The sequence below is a fragment of the Burkholderia contaminans genome, from assembly GCF_029633825.1.
Taxonomy (GTDB): domain Bacteria; phylum Pseudomonadota; class Gammaproteobacteria; order Burkholderiales; family Burkholderiaceae; genus Burkholderia; species Burkholderia contaminans.
Genome location: NZ_CP090641.1, coordinates 261,371 through 284,464, shown reverse-complemented (window position 1 = coordinate 284,464; position 23,094 = coordinate 261,371). Strand labels below are relative to the sequence as shown.

The following is a 23,094-nucleotide window of genomic DNA, read 5'->3' as shown; positions in this document are numbered from 1 at the left end:
ACGCCGGCGCCCGCGTTGCGGCGGGCGCCGGCCGGCAGCATCCGGTTCATCGTACGGGCGGCCTGCGGGCCGCCCGTTTCATTTTCCGGCGGGCGTCGCCGCGTTCGGCTGACGCATCGCCGTGCGTGCATCGTGCTGGTAGAAGCCGGGAAACCGGTCGAGCTGGCGCCGCGCGGCCGCGACATCGGTGCCGTCGCCGAGCACCGCGCTCGAGAACCCCGTGCGCTCCATCAGCAGCAGCTGGTCGACCAGCACCTCGCCGGTCGCGCGCAGGTCGCCGGCGAAGTCGTAGCGCTTGCGCAGCAGGTACGCCTGGCTGTACGCACGCCCATCGGTGAATGACGGAAACGCCAGGTCGATGCGCGCAGCCCGCGCGATGTGTTCGGCGAGCGGCGGCAGTTCCTCGTCGTTGCCGATCGTCAGCGTCGCGTCGCTGTGCCGCTGCGAGTCGCCGGCGTGTTCGGCCGGCGTCAGCAGCCGGATGCGTGCGGTCGGATGCGCGTGCTTCATGCTTGCTCCACCTGATGGCGCGCGTCGTTCGCGGCAGCCTTGAACGGTTCCGTGCCGATGCGGCGGACGGTATCGATGAATCGTTCGCTGCGGCCGTCGTCATCGATGCGCGCGTCGAGATACGCGTTGACGATCGCATCGACGACATCGACGATCTCGTCCGCCGAAAACGACGGGCCGATCACCTTGCCCGGCCGTGTGGGGCCGCTCGCGGTCGAGCCGTCCGATCCGCCGAGCGTGACCTGATACCACTCGGCGCCGTCCTTGTCGACGCCGAGGATGCCGAGGTGGCCGCTGTGATGATGGCCGCACGAGTTGATGCAGCCGCTGATGTGCAGGTCGATGTCGCCGACGTCGTGCAGCATGTCGAGATCCTGGAAGCGCTCGGCGATCGCATCGGCGATCGGGATCGAGCGTGCATTCGCGAGCGCGCAGAAGTCGCCGCCTGGGCACGCGATCATGTCCGTCAGGAGTCCGACGTTCGCGCTGGCGAGGCCGATCGCACGCGCGTTTTCCCACAGCGGGAACAGGTCGTCGACATGCACCCATGGCAGCACGACGTTCTGCGTGTGCGTGACGCGCGCCTCGCCGGCCGAGAACTGGTCGGCGAGATCGGCGAGCGCGTCGAGCTGGTCGGGCGACGCGTCGCCCGGTGCCTGCAGGCGGCGCTTGAACGACAGCGTGACGATGCGCAGCGCCGGGTCGCGGTGGTCGGCGACATTGCGTGCGAGCCAGCGTGCGAAGGCCGGATGGCGTGCCGCCTGGGCGGACACGCGCAGGTTCGCGTCGCGCAGGCTGACCGTGCGCGGCTCGAGCCGTGGCGGGACGAACGATGCGGCGACGCGGTCGAACTCGACCTGGGCAATCGTGTGCAGCCCGCCGTCGTGATCGACGATCTGGCGGAACTCTTCCTCGACGTCGTCGATGTAGCGCTGCCCCTCGGTCTTCACGAGGATCTTGATGCGCGCCTTGTACTTGTTGTCGCGCCGCCCGTAGCGGTTGTACACGCGGACGATCGCCTCGATGTAGTTCATCACGTGCTGCCACGGCAGGAACGCACGCAGCAGCGTCGCGATCATCGGCGTGCGGCCCATCCCGCCGCCGACGCTCACGCGAAAACCGAGTTCGCCGGCGTCGTTGTGCACGAGCTTGAGCCCGACGTCGTGCCAGTCGGTCGCGGCACGATCTTCGGTCGCGCCGGTGATCGCGATCTTGAACTTGCGCGGCAGGAATGCGAACTCGGGGTGCAGCGTGGTCCACTGGCGCATCACTTCGGCGAACGGGCGCGGATCGGCGATCTCGTCCGGCGCGACGCCGGCGCGCTCGTCGCACGAGATATTGCGGATGCAGTTGCCGCTCGTCTGGATGCCGTGCATGTCGACGGTCGCGAGCAGGTCCATCACGTCGGCGGCCTTGTCGAGCGGAATCCAGTTGAACTGCACGTTGGTGCGTGTCGTGAAGTGCGCGCTGCGGGTCGGCAGGCGCAGCGTGCCGAGCAAGGCCTGCGCGTCGGATGCGGCGCGGTAGGTGGCCTCGTCGGGCACGTCGTAGTCGCGCGCGATCCGCGCGAGCACGCGCAGCTGCGCACTCGACAGTTCGCCGTACGGGACGGCCACGCGCAGCATCGGCGCGTGGCGCTGCACGTACCAGCCGTTCTGCAGGCGCAGCGGCCGGAACGCGTCTTCGCTCAGCGTGCCGTGCTGCCAGCGTTCGAGCTGGTCGCGAAACTGGGCGGCGCGGCTGTGCACGAGCGCCCGGTCGAAAACGGTATATCGATACATGACGTGATACGCGAGAGGAACCGTGGCGCGGAGCGCGCGGCTCGGGACAGACGTTGCGACGGGTGTCAGGCAACCGAAGACAGCGTAGGGAACGCGACGGGGCGGGGCAAGCAGCAGATGGGGACGAAAAGGGCGCAGCAGATGGCCGGCGTGACGCCGGCGCGGGCCGGGCATGCGTGCGTGCATGCCCGTGGCGGGCGTTTATGCGGGCGCGTCGACGACGAGCGCCGGATCGAGCGCGCGGATGCGCTGGTCGATGAAGTAGCCGCCACCTTCCTGGTAGCGCAGGAACAGGCGGCCGCAGGAGCGGCAGCGGTTGACGGTGCAGCGGTTGTACGGGAAATGGCGCAGTGCGATCGGTGCGTCGTCCGACGCGTAGCGTGTGCCGGCCGGGTGATATTCGGCGTAGGTCGGCTCCGTCTCGTCGGGCGGCGCGAGCGTGGCGATTTCGGTCAGTTGCGCGTCCTGCAGCGACAGCGGCAGGGTCGTCCATCCGGCGAGCGGCGTTTTCGTGCAGATGCACGACTGCGTGATGTGCGCGGCTTCAGCGGTCAGTTTCAACAGCGCGTCGTGTTCGAGGTAGGGCAGTTGACTCATCGGAAATCGTGAAGGGCGGCGGGATCAGCACTGTAACCCGCGTGCGGATTGCGCGCATCACCGTGACGCAGGCGGTGCGCACCGGGCGAGATTCAACCGCCCTTGCGCACGGCAGGCTGCGCGACGAGCTCGCCGAGCACGCGGATCGCGCGCTCGATGTCGCGGCTCCACGGATGGCCGAAGTTCACGCGCACGCAACGTTCGAAGCCATGCGCGGCCGAAAACAGCGGCCCCGGCGCGAAGCTGATCCCGCGTGCGATTGCCTGGCGATGCAGCTCCATCGCGTCGATCGCGTCGGGAAACGCGAGCCACAGAAAGTAGCCGCCTTCGGGTCGCACCCACTCGACGCCGGCCGGCAACCAGCGTCGCAGCGCGTCGTCCATCCGGTCGAGCTGCGTGTGCAGCGCACCGCGCAGCTTGCGCAGGTGCCGATCGTAACCGCCGTGCTCGAGATAGTTCGCGATACCGACCTGCGCGGGAATGCTGGCCGACAGCGTCGTCATCAGCTTGAGCCGCTGCACCTTCTCCGCGAACCGGCCGGCGGCGGCCCAGCCGATCCGGTAGCCGGGCGCGAGCGTCTTCGAGAACGAGCTGCAATGCATCACGAGGCCGTGCCGATCGAACGCACGCGCGGGCAGCGGATAGTCGGGGCCGAAGTGCAGCTCGCCGTACACGTCGTCCTCGATCAGCGGCACGTCGCGCGCGGCGAGCAACTCGACGAGCGCGCGCTTTTTCTCGGCGGACAGCGTGACTCCGGTCGGATTCTGGAAGTTGGTCATGAACCAGCACGCGCGGATGTCGTGCCGGTCGAGCGCGTTCGCGAGCGCGTCGAGATCGAGGCCCGTGCGCGGATCGACGGGAATCTCGACCGCGCGCAGGTCGAGCCGCTCGATCGCCTGCAGCGCCGCATAGAACCCGGGCGCTTCGACGGCTACGACGTCGCCGGGCCGCGTGACGGCCATCAGGCACAGGTTCAGCGCTTCGAGCGCGCCGTTCGTGACGACGATCTCGTCGATCGGCTGCGAGATGCCCGTCGCGAGATAGCGCCGCGCGATCTGCTGGCGCAGCGCCTCGTTGCCGGGCGGCAGGTCGACGACCGTGCTCCACGGGCTGACGAGCCGCGTGGCCTGCGCGAGCGATTTCGCGAGACGCGGCAGCGGAAACAGTTGCGGCGACGGGAACGCGGAGCCGAGCGGCACGATGCCGGGTTGCGTGGCCGCGTCGAGGACGGAGAACACGAGGCTGCTGATGTCGACCTTGCGCGTCGCGCCGGCACGGCTTGCCCGGCGCCTGGCGGCCGGGCTTGCCGCCGGCGTGGCGCCCGGCGCGACGTAGTAGCCCGAGCGTTCGCGCGCGCGGATCAGCCCCCACTGCTCGAGCAGGTAGTACGCACGAAACACCGTCGACTGGCTCACGCCGTGCTGCGCGATGATCTGCCGCAGCGACGGCAGGCGCGTGCCGACGGCGAGGTTGCCGTTGCGGATGTCGTCGGCGATCGTGTGGGCGAGGGTTTCGTAGCGTTTCATCGGCGAGGGTGGCGCGCGCCGTCGCCGCGCGCGGGCCGGAGTGGCGCCGCGCTGGCGGGCGCGGCTCATTGTCCGATGCGCGGCCCGAAAAGGAAAGCGCAGGCGCGGCGCTGACGCGCGTTCCGTCAGAGGAAACAAGCTGGCGTAACGCTACCGTCATACGACGGTGAGGGCCGGCGCGCACGCCCCCTTGTACGGCTTCTTCCGATTGCGCGACCACAGGTTTTGTGGTCTCGTTGCGGGATATCGCATCGACTCGAAAAAGGACAGTCGAATGCAGCGGGGCGATTCACACGGGGTCCAATTGATCAGGGGAATCGGCGCACGTACACGCGTACGTATCGCCGTGCGCCGGCTGCTTGTCATTTTGACGGCGGGCTTACTTGCCTCGGTGCTTCCCCCCGCGTTCGCCGCTTCTCCCGAAACCGTCAACGACAACGTGCTGCGTGTGCTCGCATGGCCCGGCTATGCGGACGACGATGTCGTCAGTGCGTTCGAGGCGCAATTTCACGCGCGCGTCGAAGTGACGTTCGTCGACTCCGACGAAGCACTGTGGACGCGCATGCGCAGCGCGGCGCCACCGCCGTACGACGTACTGGCCGCGAATACGGCCGAGATCCAGCGCTATGCGCACGAACGCCTGCTTGCGCCGATCGACCTGTCGCGCATTCCGAACCGGCGGCGGCAGTTGCCGAACTTCCAGCAACTCGCGGCGATCGACGGGCTCGTCGAAGCGGGCGCCGCGTATGCGATTCCGTTCACGTATTCGTCGATGGGGCTGATCTACGACCGCAAGCAGGTGCCGGCCGCGCCGCGCTCGATGCGGGAGCTGTGGAATCCGCGCTACCGCGGCAAGGTGCTCGACTTCAACAGCGCGCAGCACAATTTTTCGTTCACGGCGCTGATGCTCGGCTATCCCGATCCGTTCCACCTGTCGCCCGCGCAGACGCTCGCCGTCACGCACAAGCTGATCGACCTGCGCCGCAACCTGCTGACGTACTACACGCTCCCCGAAGAGGCGACCGCGTTATTCGTCCGGCATCGCGCGGCGCTGATGTTCGGCAACTACGGCACGCAACAGATCGAGCTGCTGCGACGTGCCGGCGCGGACGTCGGCTACGTGATCCCGGATGAGGGCGCGCTCGCGTGGCTCGACTGCTGGGCCGTCACGCGCGGTGCGCAACATCCGGAGCTCGCGTTCGCGTGGATCAATTACATGCTCGAACCGGCGATCGGTGCGCTGCTGACCGAACGCCAGGGCCTCGCGAACACGCTCGTACCACCGCCGGGCCTCGGCACCGGGCACCAGCATCTCGTCTGGCTCCAGCCCGTCGAGGACATCGCGCGGCGCGAATCGCTATGGAACCGCATCGTGTCGGGCGACCGGCCGGAGCGGTTCGGAAAATGATCCGGCTCGGGCTCACGTCGAAACTGTCGGTGCTGTTCGCCTGCATCGGCGTGATCGCGTCCGGCACGACCGGTTATTACGCGTATCGCGCGAATCGCACGATGCTGGTGCAGGAGGCGCAGCACAGCCTGCTGATGTCGACGCAACTGCTCGGGCAGCGCTTCACCACGGCGCTGTCCGACGTCTCGGACGATGCGCTCGTGCTCGCGCAGTTGCCGTCGTGTGCACGGGTCTCGAGCGGCGACAACCGGGATGGCGCGCCACGCGCGCGGCTCGAGCAGGTGTTCTACAGCTTCATGAGAAATCACCCGGAGTACCTGCAGATCCGCCTGATCGCGCGCGGGGATTTCGGGCTCGAACGCATCCGCGTCGATCGCGATGCGCATGGCATCGTGGTGCTGCCGGACAGCGCGTTCCAGGAGAAAGGTCAGTTTTCCTATGTATTCGATACGCTGGCGACGGCGCCCGGCCACATCTACCTGTCGCCGATCGTGATCAACCACGAGACGGGGTCGCACGCGGCCGAAGGGCTGCCGATCCTGCGAGTGGGCACGCCGGTCGTCGATGCGTCGGGCCAGACGGTTGGGGCGCTCGTTGTCGACGTCGAGCTGTCGCGCGTGTTCGAGCGGCTCGAACGCGATCTGCCGGACGACTACGCGGTGTACCTCGCGAACGAGTGGGGCGATTTCCTCGTGCATCCCGATCCGGCGCAGACGTTCGGCTTCGATCGCGGCCGGCGTGTATTGATGCAGGACCGCTTCGCCGTCACGCGTGCGCTGTTCGACAGCGCGCGCACGAACGTTACCCTCAATGGGCTGGCCGACCCCGCCGCGGCACCGGGGCAGATGTTCGCGTTCGTGCGCACGCCGTTCGGACACGACGAGGGCAATCGCTTCGTCGTGCTCGGAATGGGGCGCCCGCTGGCGGATGTGTTGTCGCCGGCGGGCGTGCTCGGCGAGCGGATCGTCCGGATGGTGCTCGTGTCGAGCTTGATGGCGGTGATCCTCGCGATCCTGTTCGCGCGAGCGATCACGCGGCCGCTGCAGACGCTCGCGCGCGCCGCGACGCACGTGTTCGACGATCCGGCCACCGAGCGGTTGCCGGTCGGGCGTGCCGACGAGATCGGCGTGCTCGCGCGCTGTTTCGACAGCATGCGTGTCGAGATCCGCACGCAGGTCGCGATGTTGCGAGCGAAGCAGCTGGAACTCACGCACCTTGCCGGACACGATGCGCTGACCGAGCTGCCGAATCGCCTGCTGTTCATGGAGCGTCTCGATGCCGCGATCCGGCGTGCGGCCGCGATGCACGAAGGGCTGGCCGTGATGTTCGTCGACCTCGACCGCTTCAAGCAGATCAACGACCAGCACGGACACTCGGCCGGCGACCGCGCACTCGTCGCGGTCGCCAAGCGGCTGAGCCTCGTGCTGCGTCGCGGCGACATGGTCGCGCGGCTCGGTGGCGACGAATTCATCGTGCTGGTGACGGACGTGCGCTCACCGGCGGTGATCGGCGAGGTCGCGTCGCGCATCCAGCTCGTGATGGACGAGGAACTGGAGTTCGGCGACCGGCGCGTGGCGGTCGGTGCGAGTATCGGCGTCAGCGAGTTTCCGGCTGACGGCGCGTCGGCCGAGGAACTGCTCGTCAAGGCCGATGCGGCGATGTACGCGGCGAAGGCGTCCGCGCAGCGTGCGTTCGTGCGCTATCAGGAACTGCTCGGCAACGGGAGTGGCGCCGGCAGCGGGACGGACGAGGCGGCCGGCCGGGTTGCGTCGAGCGGCGGCCGGTAACGGCCGCCGCCGATCCGTGCGTTGCAAACGCCACGAGCCCGTCGCAAGACGGGCTCGTGGCGGATGCGGACTGCGCGCGAAAGCGCGCAGCGGCAGGCTTGCTTAGTGGCCGAAGTAGACCGAGTCGCGCGGGTTTTGCACCTTGACGGCCGGTGCGCCACCCTGGACGGTCGCGGCCGGTTGCGCACCGTAGCCGCTGTTGTCGGCACCCTGCACGCGAGCTTGCGCGGCCTGGATGTCGGCCGGGTAATACGGGCTCGACTGGCTCGGCTTGTAGCCGGCGCTTTCGAGCTGGACCAGTTCATTGCGCACTTGAGCGCGGGTCACGGTGCTTTGGGCGAAGGCGCCGAACGAGGCGGACAGGGCGACAGCGGCAACGACTGCGGAAACGAGCGATTTCATGATGACCTCCGATGTTTTTGGCTTTCCGCGTTCGACACCATGTCGTAAGCGGTTGATTACATCGTAGGCGCCGGTCGACCTAGGGTAAACGTGAGTTTTGGCGAAAGATCGTTGCGGTCCGGACAATAATATCGAGATAAATGCCTTCCGTCCCTAATCGACGTTGCCGGATTTGCAAGGGAGAGGAGGCGGATGCGCATGGCGCGGACGGCACGCCCGCGCGGGCGTGCGGCGGCGACGGCGCGGGCGAGAGGCGGTCGACGAACTGCGACGCGGCCGGATCAGACGTCGTCGTCGATTTCCTTGCGCTCCCGGCGTTCCTCGTTGCCGCGGCGCGCGCGCAGGCGCTGGCGCGACAGCACGGCGATGACCTGCTGGGTCGGCGCGCCGGACGGCAGTTCGTTGCGGATGCGATCGGGCACCATGGGCAGGCCCGCGCGCTGCCGGCGCAGCGCCTTGGCGATTGCCCGGCGGCATTCGTCACCGTGGCAATCCCATTCATCGCGGATTCTCTGGCAATAACGGCATTGTTCCATCGGGACAGTCTAACGCGTCTTCGGAAGCGGGGCTGAGCGTTGCCCCGATGCGTCACGTGCTGGCTGCGGCACCGGCGAGCGCTTGCGCATGCGACTGGAAGCGTCGGTGCTCTTCCGGCGGCACGAGCGAGCCGCCGGTCGCCCAGATGACGTGCGTCGACCGGCGCAGGTCGATCGCGTGGCGATGCACGTAGTCGCGGCCGGCCGGGGACGCCGTCAGCCATCCGGGGCCGCCGATTGCAGCGGCGGCCGACGGTTCGAGTTCCACGCCCGTCGCGCGCTGAACCGCGAGCAACTGGGCGTAGAGCTGCGTGTCGCTGACGGTGAACACGCCCGACAGCAGCGACGCCATCAGCGGGCTGACGAGGTGCGATGCCTGTGCGACGGCGAGGCCGTCGGCCTCGGTCCGGTTGTCGAGCCCCACGTCGTAGACGGACACGGGCTTCCCGGGGCCGGCGGCCAGCTGGACCAGCATGCACGGCGACGCGACGGGCTCGGCAAAGAAGCAATGCACGTGCTCGCCGAACAGTGCCTTGAGGCCATACGCGATGCCGCCCGGTGCGCCGCCGACGCCACACGGGACATGAACGAAGAGCGGATGCGTCGCGTCCACGCGGCGGCCCGCCTCGGCGAGCTGCGCGGCGAGATGGCGGGCGCCGGCTGCGTAGCCCAGGAACAGCGTCAGCGAGCCTTCGTCGTCGACGAAGTGGCTGCGCGGCTGATCGCGTGCCTGCGCGCGCCCGGCCGCGACGGCTTGCGCATAGTCGCCGTCATGCTCGATCACGCGAACGCCGCGCTTTCTCAGGCGCGCCTTCTTCCACGGCTTCGCGTCGGTCGACATGTGCACGACCGATTCGAACCCCAGCGCGGCGGCCATCACGCCGATGCTCAGGCCGAGATTGCCGGTGCTGCCGACGATGGCGGTATGCGCGGCAAACAGCTCGCGCGCGGCGGCCGATGCGAGGATCCGCCGGTCGCCCGCGGGGTCGAGCAACGCGTGCTCGATCGCGATCGACTCCGCGAGCGCGAGCACCTCATGAAAGCCGCCGCGCGCCTTGATCGAACCGGCGATCGGCAGCGCGTCGTCGCGCTTGATGAACCACGCGCCGTGTGCGTCTGCCGGGCGCGACAGCATGCGCTGCAGCGTGTCTGCCGGCATCAGCGGCGATTCGATTTTTCCCGCGCTCGCCGCGAGTTCGGGAAACAGTTCGGCCATCAGCGGTTCGCAGCGCGCCAGCCGCGCTTCGGCCATCGCAATGGCACCGAGCCCCGGCGCGTCGTGCGGCAACGGGCTGCCGGCATGGGGATTCAGCCACAGCAGCGGGTGACGGGATTGCAGTCTGGCTAATAGATCGGCGGGTTGGAGCGTGATGGTCATGGATCGGTCCTGCGCTGGATAAACGAGAGATATGGCCGAAATGCTACGATCCGGGAAGCCTGCGCGAAAGCGCCGATTTCTAATGAATCCATTAGCCTGACTGATATCTATGCGACTCGACGGTTCGATCCTGGGTGCGTTGCTCTGCTTTGAAACGGCCGGCCGGTTGCTGAGCTTCACGAAGACGGCACAGGCGTTCAACCTGACGCAAAGCGCCGTGAGCCAGCAGATCAGGAACCTGGAGGACCGGCTCGGCTATCCGCTGTTCGTGCGCCAGGCGCGCGGGCTGAAGCTGACCGAGAAGGGCGGGATCCTGCTCGGGACGATGTCGAGCGCGTTCGTCGACATCAATCGCACGCTTCAGGCGCTCGGCATGCCGGATGCACCGCTGCAGGTCAGCTGCCTGCCGTCGCTCGCGCTGCAGTGGTTGATGCCGCGCCTGTCCGAATTTCACCGGCAACAGCCGGACGTGCCGGTTCGCGTGAAGGCCGAGTTCCAGGTGCTGGATCGTCAGGCCATGGACGCCGACGACATCGATGTGGCCGTGCGCTACGACCCGGTGCAATACGATCGGCTGCATGCCGAGGCCATCCTCGACGAAATCCTGTTTCCGGTCGCCACGCCGGCGTATCTGGCGCAGCATCCGGCTTTTGCCCGCGGCGAATCGCTGGACGGCGTCGTCCTGCTGCACGACGCCGCGCCGTGGGGCGGCGCGCCCGAGTTCGTGGAGTGGCGCACGTGGCTCGAGGAAGTCCGTCCGGCGTGGACTGCGCACCTTGACGGCCCGCAGTTCAACTTCTCCAGCCTGGCGATCACGGCCGCGCTGAACCATCAGGGTGTCGCGATGGGGCGTGCCGCGCTCGTGCATGACGAGATTGCGAGCGGGCGGCTCGTGGATGTCTTCGGCACGCACGTGCGTGCGCCGGCGCGCTACGTGCTGTTGTCACGCCATCCCGACGATCCGCGTACCGAGGCGTTTTCGAATTGGCTCAAGGCCGAGTGCACGCGCTTCGATGCTGCGCGTTCACGTTTGCTTTCGAATGGAAGCGGACTCGGGTAGCTGATGCTGCTGCTGGATAGCTGAATCGGAGTGCGAAGTAGTCGGGTGACGAACGCGGATGCAAACTACATTTTCCCGTCCGTCTCCCTACGGATGGCTTGCGCGTGGACGGGGCGTGCAAGCGTTACTTGAGTTGCCAGATGCCCCAGACGGCGATCAACAGGCCGAGGCCTAATCCGCAGCCGAGCAATACGTAGGTTTCCATGTCATGCCTCTGAAAGCGTGGCAGCGCCGATGCGGGCATCAGCGAGCGAGCAGCAACGTCGGTGACGTATCGTTCGGCCCGTCGGGCGGGGCGATACGCCGGGTCCGCGAATACTACGCTTCGCAGCTTTCAGAACGCATGCGCGATCGATGGCTTTGCGCCATCTGCTGGATATTTCCCGCGTGCGCGTTGTTCATCCGGGTCACGTGCGATCCGCCGTGCCGGAACACACCCGATTTCCAGATCATCTGCGACGCCGCGACGAGCACGACCAGCAGCACGACCCTCCTGAAGAGGCGGGGCGACATCTTGTCCCGCAGCGGGCGGACGAGCCACATGCCGGCAATGGCCGGCAGGCTCGCCGCCGCCGAGATCGCGAGGTCGGCGCCGCTCGCGTGCGCGGCGCCGCTGAACGTCGTGATCAGCGTGACGACCGACACCACGAGGATGATCGCGATCTGCTTCGTGAAGACGCGCCCGGTCGCGCCGGACGAAATCAGGTAGGTGGCGAGCAGCGGGCCGGGAACCGACGCGATGCTTTCCATCAGCGCCGCGCCGAAGCCGAGCGCGAAGCCGACGGGCTTCTGCCAGGCGTCCGGCAGGCTGAGTTTCGGCGCGGCGAGCATCAGCGCCGCGGCAACGATCAGCAGCGCGCCGGACGCCGCCTGCGCATGCCCCGGATTGAGCGACAGCAGGATCGCCACGCCGACGATATTGCCGATCACGGTGCCCGCGATCGGCGCGGCGATCTTGCGTGCCGTCGCCAGCAGCTGGCCGCCCTCCAGCGCCTGCGGGATGTTGCCGAGGATGATCGGCATCGACAGCAGCAGCACCGCATGCCGGATCGGCAGGAACTGGCTGAGTATCGGCATCGCGATCAGCGGCACGCCGATGCCGGTGATCCCCTTGGCCATGCCGCCGAGCAGCAGCGCAATGGCGATGCCGGCCAGATCGAACGCGCTGAGCCCCTGCAGGCTGGAGACCAGCACCCCTTCAGTCAGATTGAAATGCATCATGGAATGGCATGTCGCGGCATATCCGGCAGCGAGCGCTGTCGATGGCGCACGTGGCGGAAGCGTGTGTCTTGCACGCATTTGTTCCGGATCGGCTTGAAGCGGAAGTCGACCGCTTGGCGCCGCGCCGTGGTGCGGCCGGGGGCGCAGGCAATCGACAGGCGGTTCGACGCTGCATCTTACCTGAGCGTTGCGAAGGGCATTCGGCACGAGCCTTGGCGCGTCATGGGGCGCGTCGACGTGATCATTTCCGCGGTTCAATATAATTCATGACGGTTTGTCGTCTCATGTGCCGGATTCATATCGTTGAACAAGGAGGTGTCGATGACGCTTGCCCAGTTGCAGGCCCTGGCGGCCGTGGTCGAACTCGGTTCGCTCACGGCGGCGGCCGACCGGTTGAGCCGCAGTCAATCCGCGATCAGTCATGCATTGACCGAGCTGGAAGCGCTCACGGAGGTCAAGCTGCTCTGGCGCGACCGGCAGCCGGTCGTCCTGACGGCGGCGGGCGAACGCCTGTGGCCGTACGTCCAGAACGTGGTGCGGGAAGCGCAGCTGTTGCGCCAGCAGTTCAGCCTGTCGCGCGGCAAGCTCGAAGGGAAGCTGGTGGTCGCGTCGTTGCCGAGCGTGTCGCTGGCGTTCGTCGTGCCCGCGCTCGAGGCGTTGAAGGACATGCACGAGGGCGTGTCGGCGGTGCTGCTCGAAGGCACGGACAGCGAAGTTGAAGGGTGGGTCGACGACGGTACGGCCGATGTCGGCGTGGTGGCCGGCACGAAGACGTTCGCCCACAATCTGCCGCTGCTCGACGAGGATTTCGTCGCGGTGGCGGCCGAAGGCATGTTCGCCGGCCGCAAGCGCGTGTCGGCGAAGCAGTTGTCCACGGCGCCGTTCATCTTCTCGAAGGCAGGGTGCGGGCCGGTGATCGCGGATTACTTCGCGCGCGGCGGCGCGCCGCTGCGGGCCGCGTTCAACGTGGTCGAGATGCGCACCATCCTGTCGATGGCGGAGGCCGGCATGGGCGTGTCGATCGTGCCGCGCATCACGCTCACGTACACGCCGTTCGGCGGCCGCGTGCTGGAGTTGTCGCCGAGGCTGCATCGCTCGGTGCGGTTGTCGTGGAATACGGCCGGCAACGCGATCGCGGACGCGTTCGTGCGGCTCGTCGACGCGCAACGCGCGAAGGCGGCGAAGGCGGTCAACACGCGCGCGAGAAAGGCCCGGTAACGAGCCGCTTCGGCGATGAACAGCGTTCATGGGCGACTTGAAGTTTATTCAAGCCGATGACCGTCGAGATGCAATACATTGTTCGAACTCGCCCCTGACCGCTTCGTCCCGAAGGAGATTGCCGTGCCGGCCTTGCCCACCTTGCTTGCTTTCGGACTCGTGTCGCTCGGCATGGTGCTGACACCCGGGCCGAACATGATCTATTTGGTATCGCGTTCGATCTGTCAGGGCCGCCGTGCCGGGCTGGTGTCGCTCGGCGGCGTCGCGCTGGGGTTCGTGTTCTACATGGTGTGCGCGGCGCTGGGCATCACCGCGCTGGTGATGGCCGTGCCGTATGCGTACGATGCGTTGCGCTTTGCCGGGGCGCTTTATCTGGCGTACCTGGCGTGGCAGGCGCTGAAGCCGGGCGGCCGCTCGGCGTTCCAGATCAGGCAACTGCCGCACGACAGCCGTGCCAGGCTGTTCACGATGGGCTTCGTCACGAACCTCGCGAATCCGAAGATCGCGGTGATGTATCTGTCGCTGCTGCCGCAGTTCATTTCGCCGGGGCACGGCAGCGTGCTCGCGCAATCGCTGGCGCTCGGCTGCGTGCAAATCGCGGTGAGCGTCAGCGTGAATGCGCTGATTGCCTGCATGGCAGGCGGCATCGCGGGCTTTCTGGCGGGGCGGCCAGTCTGGGCGTCGGCTCAGCGCTGGTTGATGGGCACGGTGCTGGCCGGGCTGGCCGTGCGTATCGCACTGGAGTCGCGCTAGCGCGAGTGATTGACGGCATGCAGGATCGCCGGGGTTTCAAGCGGTATCGCAACGCAAGCGCCCGGCGTCGTCAGCCCTGGCAGTTGCCCTGCGCTTCGTTGCCGACCCGGACGGGCGCGGCTTTTTCACGGCGCCGGCTGCGCGTCGCGAGCCAGCACAGGATCGATCCGCCGCAAACCATCGATGCGCCTTGCCAGAATTCGATCGACAGCGGCGCATGCAGCAGCGTCGCGGCGAGCAGGGCGGCGAGCACCGGGGTGAAGTACGACGCGCCGACGATAATCGTCACGTTGCCGTGCATGATGCCGGTGTTCCAGGCCGCATAGCCGAACCCCAGCGCGGATGCCGCCAGCACGACATAGATGACCGCATGCAGGCTGAACGTCATGCCGCCGCCGCCTTCGATCGCGAACTTGATCCAGAGCGCCAGCGCCACCAGCATGAAGAACGGCGTGACGCCGTTCTTGCCGTCGGCGAGGCGCGCCGTCACCGTGCAATAGCCGGCCCAGATCAGTGCGCCGACGAACGCGAGGCCGTAGCTCAGCGGATTGTCCGCGACGTTGTGCAGCATGCCGGCCGGGTCGAGGCCGCGGTCGCCGCCGAGCACCCGGCAGATCCCGAGCATCGACAACAGGACGCCGGGCACGACCAGCAGGTTGGCGCGCTGCTTGTTGAACACGATCGCCGCCACCAGCGTGAAGCTCGGCCACAGATAGTTGACCATCGCGACTTCGATCGCCTGCTGGCCGTTGCTGGCATAGCCGATCGACAGCGACAGGCACAGCTCGTACGAGACGAACAGCAGCCCGCCCCAGAGCAGGTACTGTTTCGGGAATTTGCTGAGATCGGGGAAGCCGATCGTGAACAGCAGAAGCGCGGATGCGACCGTATAGATCATCGCGGCGCCGCCGGTCGCGCCGAGGCTTTCGCTCACGCCACGAACGAGGGCGACCACGGAGGCCCACAACAACACCGCGCCGAGCCCGGCGAGCGTCGCCTTATTCTTGCGCTTCATGCTTCCTGCCTGTTTCAACATTCAAATTCGACTTCAGGTGATTCGGGTCTGCCGGCATGAGCCACGCGCGCATTCGGCATGCGTGACGGCCATTGCCCACGCAAACGCGTAGTTTAACGGGGTAACGGAGATCGGGCAGCGGCGCTGGCGGTGATCGGCCCGGCGCTTGCGGCCGATCCGGGAGTATGGGCATCACGCGGCAACCGGTCACGCGTCGTCGATGCGCCAAGCCGCGCCGATTGCCGACAACGCGTTGCCGATCGAGTCGAGCATCGCGTCTCGCGTCGGCCCGAGCGTCGTGACCAGGAAGAAACCGTCTTCGTCGGTCGACAGGCCGATCAGCGGCCAGCTGCCGGCGTCGCCACGGACTTCGAGCCGTCGGTGGTCGGGATCGATGTCGATGTCGTCGTGCGCGTGTCGCAACGCATTCGCGATGGCATCGAATGCGTCGGCCGACGGCGTCGTGTGGATGCGGTATTCGAAACTCATCTTCATGGGCCGGTGGGCGACGCGTGCAGTTTAACGCGTGGCATCGCGCACCGTCCCGCAACGGCACGACGTCAGGCGCCCGTCGCAACGGGCGCCTGACGGTCACCGTTCGTTGCGCTTCTTGCTCAGTTCGATCGTCTCGAACAGCTCGTAGTCGGCGGTCGGGTGCTGGTCGGCGCCCGGCGCGTGGTAGTAGCGCATCGTGATCGTCGTGTGACCGCCCGGCTTGCCCGGGTCGTGGTCGAACACCGCGATCCCGTAACCGGTGCCCGTATCGCGGCGCGCGGACCAGATCGCATCCTCGAGCGCATCGGCCGGCGCGCGCACGAACGTATTCGGCGCCGTGCCCGGCACCGGCCGGTTCGGCTTCGTGAACACCTTCGCGCGCGCAAAGCCGGTCGCCGGGTTCTCGCCGTACACGTCGAGCGGCGCGCTGGTGCCGCCGCCGCCGAGGATCAGGTGGATCGTGCCGTGGCTCGTGTCGAACTTCGTGCGGTCCGGGTCGTTCGAGCCGACCGGACGCGGCTGCAGCGTCTCGACGACTTCGCCGGTCGTCGCATCGACGCCCGCGCGGTGATTGCAGCCGCGCACCGGGTAGCTGCGCTCGTAGTCGTGATCGTGGCCGCACAGCACGAGGTCGACGCCGTAGCGGTCGAACAGCGGCAGCCATGCTTCGCGAATGCCCTTGTCGGAACCGTTGCCCGTCTTCGACGAGCTGAGCGCGTCCTGGTGCATCTGCACGACGATCCAGTCGATATCGTCGTCATGCGCGGCGTGGCGCAGTGTGTGTTCGAGCCAGCGCGTCTGCTCGCCGTTACTGTAGCCGCGCACGTAGAACGACGTGCCGGGCTCGATCGGCGGGTGGCCGGTGCTCGCGGCCGGCACGAGCGGTGCGGGGCCGCCGACGAACGCGGCGGCGTCCTGGTACACGACATCGTCCGCGTCGAGCGAGACGAACAGCACCGAGCTCACGCGGAAGCTGTACCAGCGGCCCTGAAAGCGCGTGCCGTTCTCCGGCAGCGTATAGCGCGCAAGATACGAGTCGAGCCCCTGCGGGCCGTTGTTGAACTCGATCTCGTGATTGCCCGGGCACGGCATCCACGGACGGTTGGCGGCCGACGTCTGGTTGTTGTTGCCGAAATCGCGCCATACCTCGGGCTGGTGCGCGGGGTTCAGGTTCGCATAGCAGAGGTCGCCGTTCAGCAGGTGGAACAGCGGCTGGAACTGCTCGACTGCCTGCACCGCGAAGCGGCTCTGCGGCGACGACAGCACCCACGCGCCGTTCGGCGTCGCGAGATCGCCGTAGCTCGTGAAGCGGAACGGCGCGCGGCCGCGCGGCGCGGTCGAGAAATTCGCGGAGAACGGCTGCGCGGCGTTGCTGTCGTTGTCGGCCGTGATCTCGTAGCGGTAGCGCGTATTCGGCTTCAGCCCGTGCACGCGTGCGTGGTACGCGAATACCGTTTCGCCGTTCAGGCCATCGGTGTACAGGCGCTGGACGCCGTGCACGGTGCGTGCCGGCTCGCCGTCGGCGACGATGCGCGCGCGCGGATTGACGGCCGACGCGAGCGAGGCCCACGAGATCACGACTTCCGACGTTGGATCGTTGCCCCACGTCAGGTGGACCTGTTCGGGCGTGCCGTCCGGGTTCGACGCGGCGGCCCTGGCTGCCGCGAGGCCACCGGCGGCGGTGGCGAGGCCGGAGACGCCGGCGAGTTTCAGGAAGCCGCGACGCGAGACGGACGCGGCCGGCTCGTTCGGCTGGATCGGGGAGTTGTCCTGGTTCGACATGGTCGGTGTTTTCGTGGGTGGAGACGCGAGATGTGGAACCGCCTGGCCGTGCGCGAGCGTGACCAGTGCGAGAGCCGGAAACGAGCGGGATCCCGGTGCGAGACATTGTCGAAGGGCAGTTTTGCCGGGTTGTGACAGCAGGGCAACCCCGCGCAAGCGTTGGCTCAGGCCACGAACGCGTGGATCGCGGCATCCGGCCAGCGCCGACGCGCGTCAGGCTCGGCCGAAATTTATTTGCGGACACCGCGACGGATTCCATTCGCCCGCGCCGTTTAACGCATGAACGGCCGCTTCCGGTCGATACCCGCTACTTCGGAGTCTTACATGAAGCTTTCGCATCCATTGCGATTCACCGTGGCATGCGTGGCCGCACTGGCTGCGTCCGCGGCCTTCGCGCAGGCCGTGATCGTCGCGCCTTACGCGCCGCCGCCGCCGCGCGTCGAAGTGCTGCCGGCGCCGCGCGCGGGCTACGTGTGGGACCAGGGGCACTGGCACTGGCGGCAAGGTCGCTACGTGTGGATTCCGGGCCACTGGCAGGTGGTGCGCGTCGGCTACCACTGGGTGCCCGGCCATTGGGCCGCGCGCGGGCCGGCCTGGCGCTGGGTGCCCGGCCACTGGGCCTGATGCGCATGCCGCCGCACGGCACACGGTGCCGGCGCGGCAGCTACTTCGTGCAACATCATGAGTCGAAGCCATGCCTTTTCGAACCATCGTGATCTTGGCGGCCGCAGCCATCGTGCTGGCCGGCTGCGTCGTGGTTCCGGCCCGTCCGGTGTATTACCGGCCCGCGCCGGTCGTCGTATATTGAGCACGCCGGCCGCCGCTCGCGCAAACGGGCGGCCGGCACCCGATCGACCCGATCGCCATGCAGCCTGAAACGGATGCCGATGAAACGGACCTTGCCGAGGCCGTGCGCGATGCGCGTGGCGATCCCCGACCGCCAGTGTGGCGGGGCCGGTTAATGGCACAGCGCATTCAAGGAGAGCACGACGATGAGCATCAGTCTGCAGGCGGGCGCATCAACGATCGCGCCGCGGCACAGACGCGCGATGCGCTGGAGCGCCCCGCGTTGAGCGGCGGCGATCCGGACGCGGCCCTGGTCGCACGGGTCGGCGCGCGCGATGCGTCGGCCGTGCGCATGCTCGTCGCGCGCAAGCTGCCGCGACTGCTCGCGCTCGCGACGCGCATGCTCGGCGACCGCACGGAAGCCGAGGACGTCGCACAGGAGACGTTCTTGCGGATCTGGAAACAGGCGCCGGGCTGGCGCGAAGGCGAGGCACGGTTCGACACGTGGCTGCATCGCGTCGTGCTGAATCTGTGCTACGACCGCTTGCGCGGCCGCCGCGAGGAACCGGTCGACGTGCTGCCCGACGTGCCCGATCCGCAACCGGAGCCGGCCACCCGTGCGGAGACCCGCTCGCGCGACGCGCGCGTGCGGCAGGCGCTCGCGGCGTTGCCGGTGCGGCAGCGCGAAGCGCTCGTGCTCCAGTACTATCAGGAAATGTCGAACGTGGAGGCGGCCAACCTGATGGGCATTACCGTCGACGCGCTGGAAAGCCTGCTCGCGCGTGCGCGGCGAAACTTGCGCGCGCAACTGGCCGGCGACTCACCTAGCGAGGACATCCGATGACACCCGAACGATTTCGTACCATCGTCGCCGCGTACGGCTCGGATGCGCGGCGCTGGCCGGACGGCGAGCGCGCGGCCGCCGAGGCATGGGCGCACGCGCATCCGGCCGATGCATTGGCGGCGCTGGACGATGCCGCCGAACTCGACGCGTGGCTCGCCAACGATACGGTCGCACCGCCCGCGCCGGCGCTCGTCGCACGCATCGTCGCGACGGCGCCCGCCCGCGGCGCGCGCGGCGGCGCGGGGCCGTGTGGTGGTCGGGCGCGGCATTCGCGGGCGTGGGCCTGGCCGGCGCGCTAGCGGGCGCGGTGGCCGTGTCGATGCTGATGCTCGGCAGCGTGCCGCCTGCGCATGAGCCGGGCTATCTGACTACGACGTTCGGTGGGCCGAGCGTGGACTGGAGTGATGAATGAGTGAGCGTGGCTGGAAATTCGTCCTCGTCGGTTCGGTCGTGCTGAACGTATTCATGCTCGGCGCGATCGGCGGCGGTGCGTATCAGTGGTTTTCGACGCATCGCGACCTGCGGGCCTCGGGCGCACCGGCGTCGCGCACCGCATTGCGTTTCGCCGCGGACGAATTGCCGGACGCGCGCCAGCAGGAATTCGTTGCGGCGCTGAAGGCGGCGCGCAAGGACGGCCGCGATTTCGCGCGGGAAGGGCGCGACGACCGGATCACCGTGCTGGACCTGCTGGCCGCGCCGCAACTCGATCGCACGGCGATCGACGCGGCGCTCGATCGTACGCGTGCGGCCGATACGGCGCTGCGTGCGCAGGTCGAGCGCCGCGTCGTCGATTTCGCGGCGACGCTGACGCCGGACGAGCGCGCGAAGTTCGTCGACGGGTTGCGGCGTAGCGGGAACTGGCGGCTGCCGGCGAAGTGGCAGAAGAAGCAGGGCGACGCGGCGAGTCAGTAATCGTCGTCGCGAATCGGCATTGCGGTGGGTGTCACCGAATGCGCGGCCCTACTTGCCGACGCTGTTGTCGTGGCGGCTCTCCGTTGCCGCCTGGCCGATTCGCACCGCGGACGCGCCGTCGGGAACATGCGTGAGTCGTGCCGCCAGCGCCCGATCGAAGCCGGGTGTCGTTCTGGCGAGATCCAGCCAATTGCGCAGATAAGGAGAGTCCGGCGCATCGAATCGCACGTGCGACAGCACCATCGCCGCCGCCGCGTTGCCACCGGCGGCGCGCACCAGGGTCTCGGGTGCGACGACATTGCCTGCGTCCAGCACGGTGCGCGTCGTGCCGCCGTCCTTCGTGCGAATGCTGGCCGGCGGTCGGGAAAAGACGTACTCGGCCGAAGCGGGCTGCCATCGCAGCGGCGCGAGCCAGTGCGGCGGCGGTGCGGCTGCGCTGCCGTAGGCGGCCGTCCACAGGCGCAGCGGCGCGGCGGCGGCGACGGTGTAGACGAACCGCGCATGCAGAAAACCGAGCGGGGCATCGAACGATTCGATCGGCTCGCCATCGGAAGTCGTGCTGACAATACGGATATCGCGGCCACCGTGAACGGTCACGTCGGCTGACGCACCCGGTTGCAGTTCGACGCGCCGTCCGTCGATCGTCGCGGACACGGTGCGGGCGAGGCCGTTGTACACCGAGACGGTGACGCGGCCTTGCATCCAGCCGAACACGAGCACGGATCCCACGATTCCGAGTGCCACGGCCGCGCGGGCAATACCGGGAAGCACGCCGCTGGCCGTGCCGAAGCGCTCGCGAAAGGTCGGCTGGTCGACGTGCAGCACGCGCTCGGTGCCGGCGACGAGCGTGTCGTACGCGGTCGGAACGGATGGCGCCGGCGGTGGCGCGTCCGTCGCCGGTGCGCGGGAACCCGCATGGGCGGCGGCGACGATCGCTTCGGCGCGCAGGAGTTCGTCGAGCGTCGCGCGGCGCAAGGCGGAAAGTTGTCCGGCCGCATGCTGGACCCAACCGCCGACAGCACGCAGCCAGTCGTCGATGTTGCTTCGCACCGGCTCGCGCAGCGCGAAATGCCCCAGCGCGTCCGGCCAGGCGTCGATGCCGAGCGCGGCCAGCACGGGCGCGCTCGGGCGTACATCCTCCGCGTGGTGGAAGACTTGCGCCAATGCACGCTGCAACTGCTCGGCCGCACGGACGATATGGCCGATGCCGTGCTCGGTGATTGTTCCGCCAGCCGTGGCCCGCTGCCGCCGCAGCGACAGATGCGCGTAAGCGTCGCGCACATTCGCTTCGGCATGCTCCGCATAGTGAAGCAAGCGCAGCAAGCCTTCGAGATATGCACGCCATGCTGGCGACAGGGTGTCGGCTGCGGCCAGGTGGGCGCTGCGTACCGCCTTCAGCACCGCGTGGAGGCGGCCGCGGGCGGCGGAACGCTCGGCATCGACCGCGTCGATCGCGCCGGGCAACTCGGCGCGGCGAAGTACCCGGCCGCGGTGGCGGATGACCCCGTCGATCGCTTGATAGCGCCCGTCGCGCAGCGAGCAAAGCAGTGCATGCTCGCGATCGAGCTTGCGCAGCCGCTCGAGGTCGTGGCCGATGCTGGCAGGGTACAGCGTGTCGGTATCGAGCGGACCGGCGCGCGTGACGGGCTCCGTCAATGACTGCGCGGATCGCGCGTGCCGGGTGGCCGGAAAACCCATGTAGATGCCGCGATATTGCGGCCCAAGATGTTCCTGCGCGAAATGTTCGTCCATTTGCCGCAGCGACACGTCGGCGTCCACCGGCGCGTGTCCGGTGTCGCCGGTCAGCGCGGCCGTCATGTGCTCGCGCAGGCTGTGCGCGTCGTCGAACAGCACCCACGCGCTACGCTCGTCCACGGGGGCGGCCAGATACGTGCGTTTCGCGTTTTCCTCCCGTTCGTGATTCTGCGGGTGCGTGGCCCACATGCGCGGCGGCTGCGCGATTTCCCGGTCGAACACGCGGAACGCATCGGCTGCGTCCGCCGGCACCTGCGGGCGCCGGCCGTAAGCCGGATCGTTGTAGATGCGACCGAGGCGATCGGCAAAAGCCTGCTGCACGACGAATGCATCGCGCGGCGGCCGGCCGTTGGCGACTTCGCTGCGCAGCAGGCCCAGTGTGCGGTCCCATGCGTCGTCTGCAATCTGCAACCGGTGCAACGCATGCACGATGGCATCGCTGCCGGTCAACGACACGGCGACCAGGTCGGCTTGCATTTCCATTTCACGCGACAGCGCCCGTTGCGCGACGACAACCAGGCGGAACGCCATGTCGATGATCGAACGCAAAGCCCAGACGGCGAGGCCGAGCAGCCAGCCGATCCACGAGATGCGCACGTCCAGGTTCGACAGACGGTGCAGGACGCGGTCGAGCAGGTCGCGCTGCGCGACGATATGGACGGCGATCTGCTGCGCCGTGTAAACCCATCGGCCCAGCGCCATCGACCGCTGTGCGAAATGGCCGAACTCGTGCGCGCACACCGCCTTGAATTCGGTGAGATTGAGCATGTTGACGAGCGCGAGCCCGATCTCCAGATGCTTGAGCGAAGGCCGAACCAGGTTCAGAAGCGACAGGTCGTAGAACACGGCCGCATTGACCCGCGCACTGACGAACACCTTGTTCGGGCGCGGCGCGCCGGCGTCTTCGGCGATACGTTCGAGGAACGCGAACAGCCGCGGCTGCTGCGCGCGCGTCAATTCAATGCGGTCCGTACTCACGTCCTTCCGGACGAAAAAGAGCGCCTTGGCCAGGAATATCGCCAGGAACAGGCTGCCGCCGCACGCGAGCCATTCGGGCAACCCGGCCGACCCGCCATCCAGCGCGAGCCGCAATGCACCGGTGATTGCCGAGAACGCGAACCACGCGGTCAGCGCGAGATACAGCAGGATGAACAGCGCGAGGCTCGCAACCGCCAGCCACACGTTGCGGCGATACGCGATGCTCGCACGCGCGAGTCCGGCCGGCACTTCGCGCGGCCCGGCAGGGTAAATGGTGACCATCGTGTTGTCGACCCATTAGCGTAAGCAGCGCGTCTGTCGCGCGATCAGGACATCGGAATGTGACAGCC

The 23,094-nt window shown here is 67.9% G+C and carries 20 protein-coding genes and 1 pseudogene; 9 read left to right on the top strand and 12 right to left on the bottom strand.

The annotated features are described in order from the left end of the window. Window positions 1-78: 78 nt before the first annotated feature. From LXE91_RS19095 to LXE91_RS19080, 4 genes are all read right to left on the bottom strand, one after another. On the bottom strand, window positions 79-510 hold the full coding sequence (locus LXE91_RS19095; protein WP_039350979.1) for a DUF934 domain-containing protein: 432 nt from the start codon (window positions 508-510) through the stop codon (window positions 79-81). Next, complete coding sequence (locus LXE91_RS19090) at window positions 507-2,465, bottom strand: nitrite/sulfite reductase (protein ID WP_371295956.1); 1,959 nt, start codon at window positions 2,463-2,465, stop codon at window positions 507-509. The genes LXE91_RS19095 and LXE91_RS19090 overlap by 4 nt, the downstream gene beginning before the upstream one ends. Before the next feature lie 27 nt (window positions 2,466-2,492). Beyond that, window positions 2,493-2,888, bottom strand: a complete 396-nt coding sequence (locus LXE91_RS19085) for a hypothetical protein (protein WP_039350974.1) — start codon at window positions 2,886-2,888, stop codon at window positions 2,493-2,495. Between the two features lie 92 nt (window positions 2,889-2,980). Then, on the bottom strand, window positions 2,981-4,414 hold the full coding sequence (locus LXE91_RS19080) for an aminotransferase-like domain-containing protein (RefSeq protein ID WP_039350971.1): 1,434 nt from the start codon (window positions 4,412-4,414) through the stop codon (window positions 2,981-2,983). A 274-nt stretch (window positions 4,415-4,688) separates the two neighbouring features. On the opposite strand from LXE91_RS19080, the gene LXE91_RS19075 reads away from it, so the two are divergent. Both LXE91_RS19075 and LXE91_RS19070 read left to right on the top strand, forming a co-directional pair. Continuing rightward, the gene (locus LXE91_RS19075; protein WP_039350967.1) at window positions 4,689-5,822 is read left to right on the top strand and encodes an ABC transporter substrate-binding protein; all 1,134 of its coding nucleotides are present in this window, start codon (window positions 4,689-4,691) and stop codon (window positions 5,820-5,822) included. Beyond that, window positions 5,819-7,609 (top strand): GGDEF domain-containing protein, encoded by a 1,791-nt coding sequence (locus LXE91_RS19070; protein ID WP_039350963.1) that lies wholly within the window; start codon window positions 5,819-5,821, stop codon window positions 7,607-7,609. Before LXE91_RS19075 ends, LXE91_RS19070 begins: the two co-directional genes overlap by 4 nt. Window positions 7,610-7,711: 102 nt before the next feature. On the opposite strand, the gene LXE91_RS19065 is transcribed toward LXE91_RS19070, so the two are convergent. The 3 genes from LXE91_RS19065 to LXE91_RS19055 form a co-directional block, all read right to left on the bottom strand. Beyond that, window positions 7,712-8,011: a DUF4148 domain-containing protein gene (locus tag LXE91_RS19065; RefSeq protein WP_039350959.1), complete on the bottom strand. Its 300-nt coding sequence runs from the start codon at window positions 8,009-8,011 to the stop codon at window positions 7,712-7,714. Window positions 8,012-8,292: 281 nt separating this feature from the next. Beyond that, a complete protein-coding gene (locus tag LXE91_RS19060; RefSeq protein ID WP_027791787.1) occupies window positions 8,293-8,547 on the bottom strand; it encodes a hypothetical protein in 255 nt (84 codons plus the stop codon). 52 nt (window positions 8,548-8,599) lie between these two features. Next, entirely contained in the window at window positions 8,600-9,925 is a 1,326-nt protein-coding gene (locus LXE91_RS19055) for a D-serine ammonia-lyase (protein ID WP_039350954.1), read from the bottom strand. Between the two features lie 103 nt (window positions 9,926-10,028). Here LXE91_RS19055 and LXE91_RS19050 point away from each other — a divergent pair, with 103 nt between their 5' ends. Continuing rightward, window positions 10,029-10,985: a LysR substrate-binding domain-containing protein gene (locus tag LXE91_RS19050; RefSeq protein ID WP_039350952.1), complete on the top strand. Its 957-nt coding sequence runs from the start codon at window positions 10,029-10,031 to the stop codon at window positions 10,983-10,985. Between the two features lie 318 nt (window positions 10,986-11,303). Here the strand turns inward: LXE91_RS19050 and LXE91_RS19045 are convergent, their stop codons facing one another. Then, window positions 11,304-12,413 carry a sulfite exporter TauE/SafE family protein gene (locus LXE91_RS19045; protein WP_321199836.1) on the bottom strand — a complete coding sequence of 370 codons (1,110 nt, stop codon included), beginning with the start codon at window positions 12,411-12,413 and terminating at the stop codon, window positions 11,304-11,306. 114 nt (window positions 12,414-12,527) lie between these two features. Here LXE91_RS19045 and LXE91_RS19040 point away from each other — a divergent pair, with 114 nt between their 5' ends. Both LXE91_RS19040 and LXE91_RS19035 read left to right on the top strand, forming a co-directional pair. Beyond that, window positions 12,528-13,424 (top strand): LysR family transcriptional regulator, encoded by an 897-nt coding sequence (locus LXE91_RS19040; RefSeq protein ID WP_039350946.1) that lies wholly within the window; start codon window positions 12,528-12,530, stop codon window positions 13,422-13,424. 123 nt (window positions 13,425-13,547) lie between these two features. Further along, window positions 13,548-14,177 carry a LysE family translocator gene (locus LXE91_RS19035; RefSeq protein WP_039351261.1) on the top strand — a complete coding sequence of 210 codons (630 nt, stop codon included), beginning with the start codon at window positions 13,548-13,550 and terminating at the stop codon, window positions 14,175-14,177. Between the two features lie 70 nt (window positions 14,178-14,247). Here the strand turns inward: LXE91_RS19035 and yddG are convergent, their stop codons facing one another. The 3 genes from yddG to LXE91_RS19020 all read right to left on the bottom strand — a co-directional run bounded on the left by yddG (window position 14,248) and on the right by LXE91_RS19020 (window position 17,469). Continuing rightward, window positions 14,248-15,192, bottom strand: coding sequence for an aromatic amino acid DMT transporter YddG (gene yddG / locus LXE91_RS19030; protein WP_063779161.1), 945 nt, complete (start codon window positions 15,190-15,192; stop codon window positions 14,248-14,250). Window positions 15,193-15,399: 207 nt separating this feature from the next. After that, on the bottom strand, window positions 15,400-15,687 hold the full coding sequence (locus tag LXE91_RS19025) for a hypothetical protein (protein ID WP_039350939.1): 288 nt from the start codon (window positions 15,685-15,687) through the stop codon (window positions 15,400-15,402). A 96-nt stretch (window positions 15,688-15,783) separates the two neighbouring features. After that, window positions 15,784-17,469: a purple acid phosphatase family protein gene (locus LXE91_RS19020; RefSeq protein WP_039350936.1), complete on the bottom strand. Its 1,686-nt coding sequence runs from the start codon at window positions 17,467-17,469 to the stop codon at window positions 15,784-15,786. Window positions 17,470-17,793: 324 nt separating this feature from the next. Between LXE91_RS19020 and LXE91_RS19015 the strand changes: the two genes are divergently transcribed. The 4 genes and pseudogenes from LXE91_RS19015 (at window position 17,794) to LXE91_RS19000 (ending at window position 20,011) form a co-directional block, all read left to right on the top strand. Further along, window positions 17,794-18,093: a YXWGXW repeat-containing protein gene (locus LXE91_RS19015; protein ID WP_039350935.1), complete on the top strand. Its 300-nt coding sequence runs from the start codon at window positions 17,794-17,796 to the stop codon at window positions 18,091-18,093. Window positions 18,094-18,334: 241 nt separating this feature from the next. After that, complete coding sequence (locus tag LXE91_RS19010; protein ID WP_076841361.1) at window positions 18,335-19,099, top strand: RNA polymerase sigma factor; 765 nt, start codon at window positions 18,335-18,337, stop codon at window positions 19,097-19,099. After that, window positions 19,096-19,511: pseudogene (locus LXE91_RS19005) on the top strand (hypothetical protein). Before LXE91_RS19010 ends, LXE91_RS19005 begins: the two are co-directional and overlap by 4 nt. Continuing rightward, window positions 19,508-20,011 (top strand): periplasmic heavy metal sensor, encoded by a 504-nt coding sequence (locus tag LXE91_RS19000; RefSeq protein WP_039350926.1) that lies wholly within the window; start codon window positions 19,508-19,510, stop codon window positions 20,009-20,011. The pseudogene LXE91_RS19005 and the gene LXE91_RS19000 overlap by 4 nt, the downstream one beginning before the upstream one ends. Before the next feature lie 48 nt (window positions 20,012-20,059). Here the strand turns inward: LXE91_RS19000 and LXE91_RS18995 are convergent, their stop codons facing one another. After that, entirely contained in the window at window positions 20,060-23,026 is a 2,967-nt protein-coding gene (locus LXE91_RS18995; protein WP_052760086.1) for a M48 family metallopeptidase, read from the bottom strand. Between the last annotated feature and the right edge of the window lie 68 nt (window positions 23,027-23,094).

What these genes read in the sequence shown, in the direction of transcription:
- LXE91_RS19095 (WP_039350979.1), bottom strand. Translation starts at nt 510, where the DNA reads ATGAAGCACGCGCATCCGACCGCACGCATCCGGCTGCTGACGCCGGCC.
- LXE91_RS19090 (WP_371295956.1), bottom strand. Translation starts at nt 2,465, where the DNA reads ATGCCCGGCCCGCGCCGGCGTCACGCCGGCCATCTGCTGCGCCCTTTT.
- LXE91_RS19085 (WP_039350974.1), bottom strand. Translation starts at nt 2,888, where the DNA reads ATGAGTCAACTGCCCTACCTCGAACACGACGCGCTGTTGAAACTGACC.
- LXE91_RS19080 (WP_039350971.1), bottom strand. Translation starts at nt 4,414, where the DNA reads ATGAAACGCTACGAAACCCTCGCCCACACGATCGCCGACGACATCCGC.
- LXE91_RS19075 (WP_039350967.1), top strand. Translation starts at nt 4,689, where the DNA reads ATGCAGCGGGGCGATTCACACGGGGTCCAATTGATCAGGGGAATCGGC.
- LXE91_RS19070 (WP_039350963.1), top strand. Translation starts at nt 5,819, where the DNA reads ATGATCCGGCTCGGGCTCACGTCGAAACTGTCGGTGCTGTTCGCCTGC.
- LXE91_RS19065 (WP_039350959.1), bottom strand. Translation starts at nt 8,011, where the DNA reads ATGAAATCGCTCGTTTCCGCAGTCGTTGCCGCTGTCGCCCTGTCCGCC.
- LXE91_RS19060 (WP_027791787.1), bottom strand. Translation starts at nt 8,547, where the DNA reads ATGGAACAATGCCGTTATTGCCAGAGAATCCGCGATGAATGGGATTGC.
- LXE91_RS19055 (WP_039350954.1), bottom strand. Translation starts at nt 9,925, where the DNA reads ATGACCATCACGCTCCAACCCGCCGATCTATTAGCCAGACTGCAATCC.
- LXE91_RS19040 (WP_039350946.1), top strand. Translation starts at nt 12,528, where the DNA reads ATGACGCTTGCCCAGTTGCAGGCCCTGGCGGCCGTGGTCGAACTCGGT.
- yddG (WP_063779161.1), bottom strand. Translation starts at nt 15,192, where the DNA reads ATGAAGCGCAAGAATAAGGCGACGCTCGCCGGGCTCGGCGCGGTGTTG.
- LXE91_RS19025 (WP_039350939.1), bottom strand. Translation starts at nt 15,687, where the DNA reads ATGAAGATGAGTTTCGAATACCGCATCCACACGACGCCGTCGGCCGAC.
- LXE91_RS19020 (WP_039350936.1), bottom strand. Translation starts at nt 17,469, where the DNA reads ATGTCGAACCAGGACAACTCCCCGATCCAGCCGAACGAGCCGGCCGCG.
- LXE91_RS19015 (WP_039350935.1), top strand. Translation starts at nt 17,794, where the DNA reads ATGAAGCTTTCGCATCCATTGCGATTCACCGTGGCATGCGTGGCCGCA.
- LXE91_RS19010 (WP_076841361.1), top strand. Translation starts at nt 18,335, where the DNA reads ATGCAGCCTGAAACGGATGCCGATGAAACGGACCTTGCCGAGGCCGTG.
- LXE91_RS19000 (WP_039350926.1), top strand. Translation starts at nt 19,508, where the DNA reads ATGAGTGAGCGTGGCTGGAAATTCGTCCTCGTCGGTTCGGTCGTGCTG.
- LXE91_RS18995 (WP_052760086.1), bottom strand. Translation starts at nt 23,026, where the DNA reads ATGGTCACCATTTACCCTGCCGGGCCGCGCGAAGTGCCGGCCGGACTC.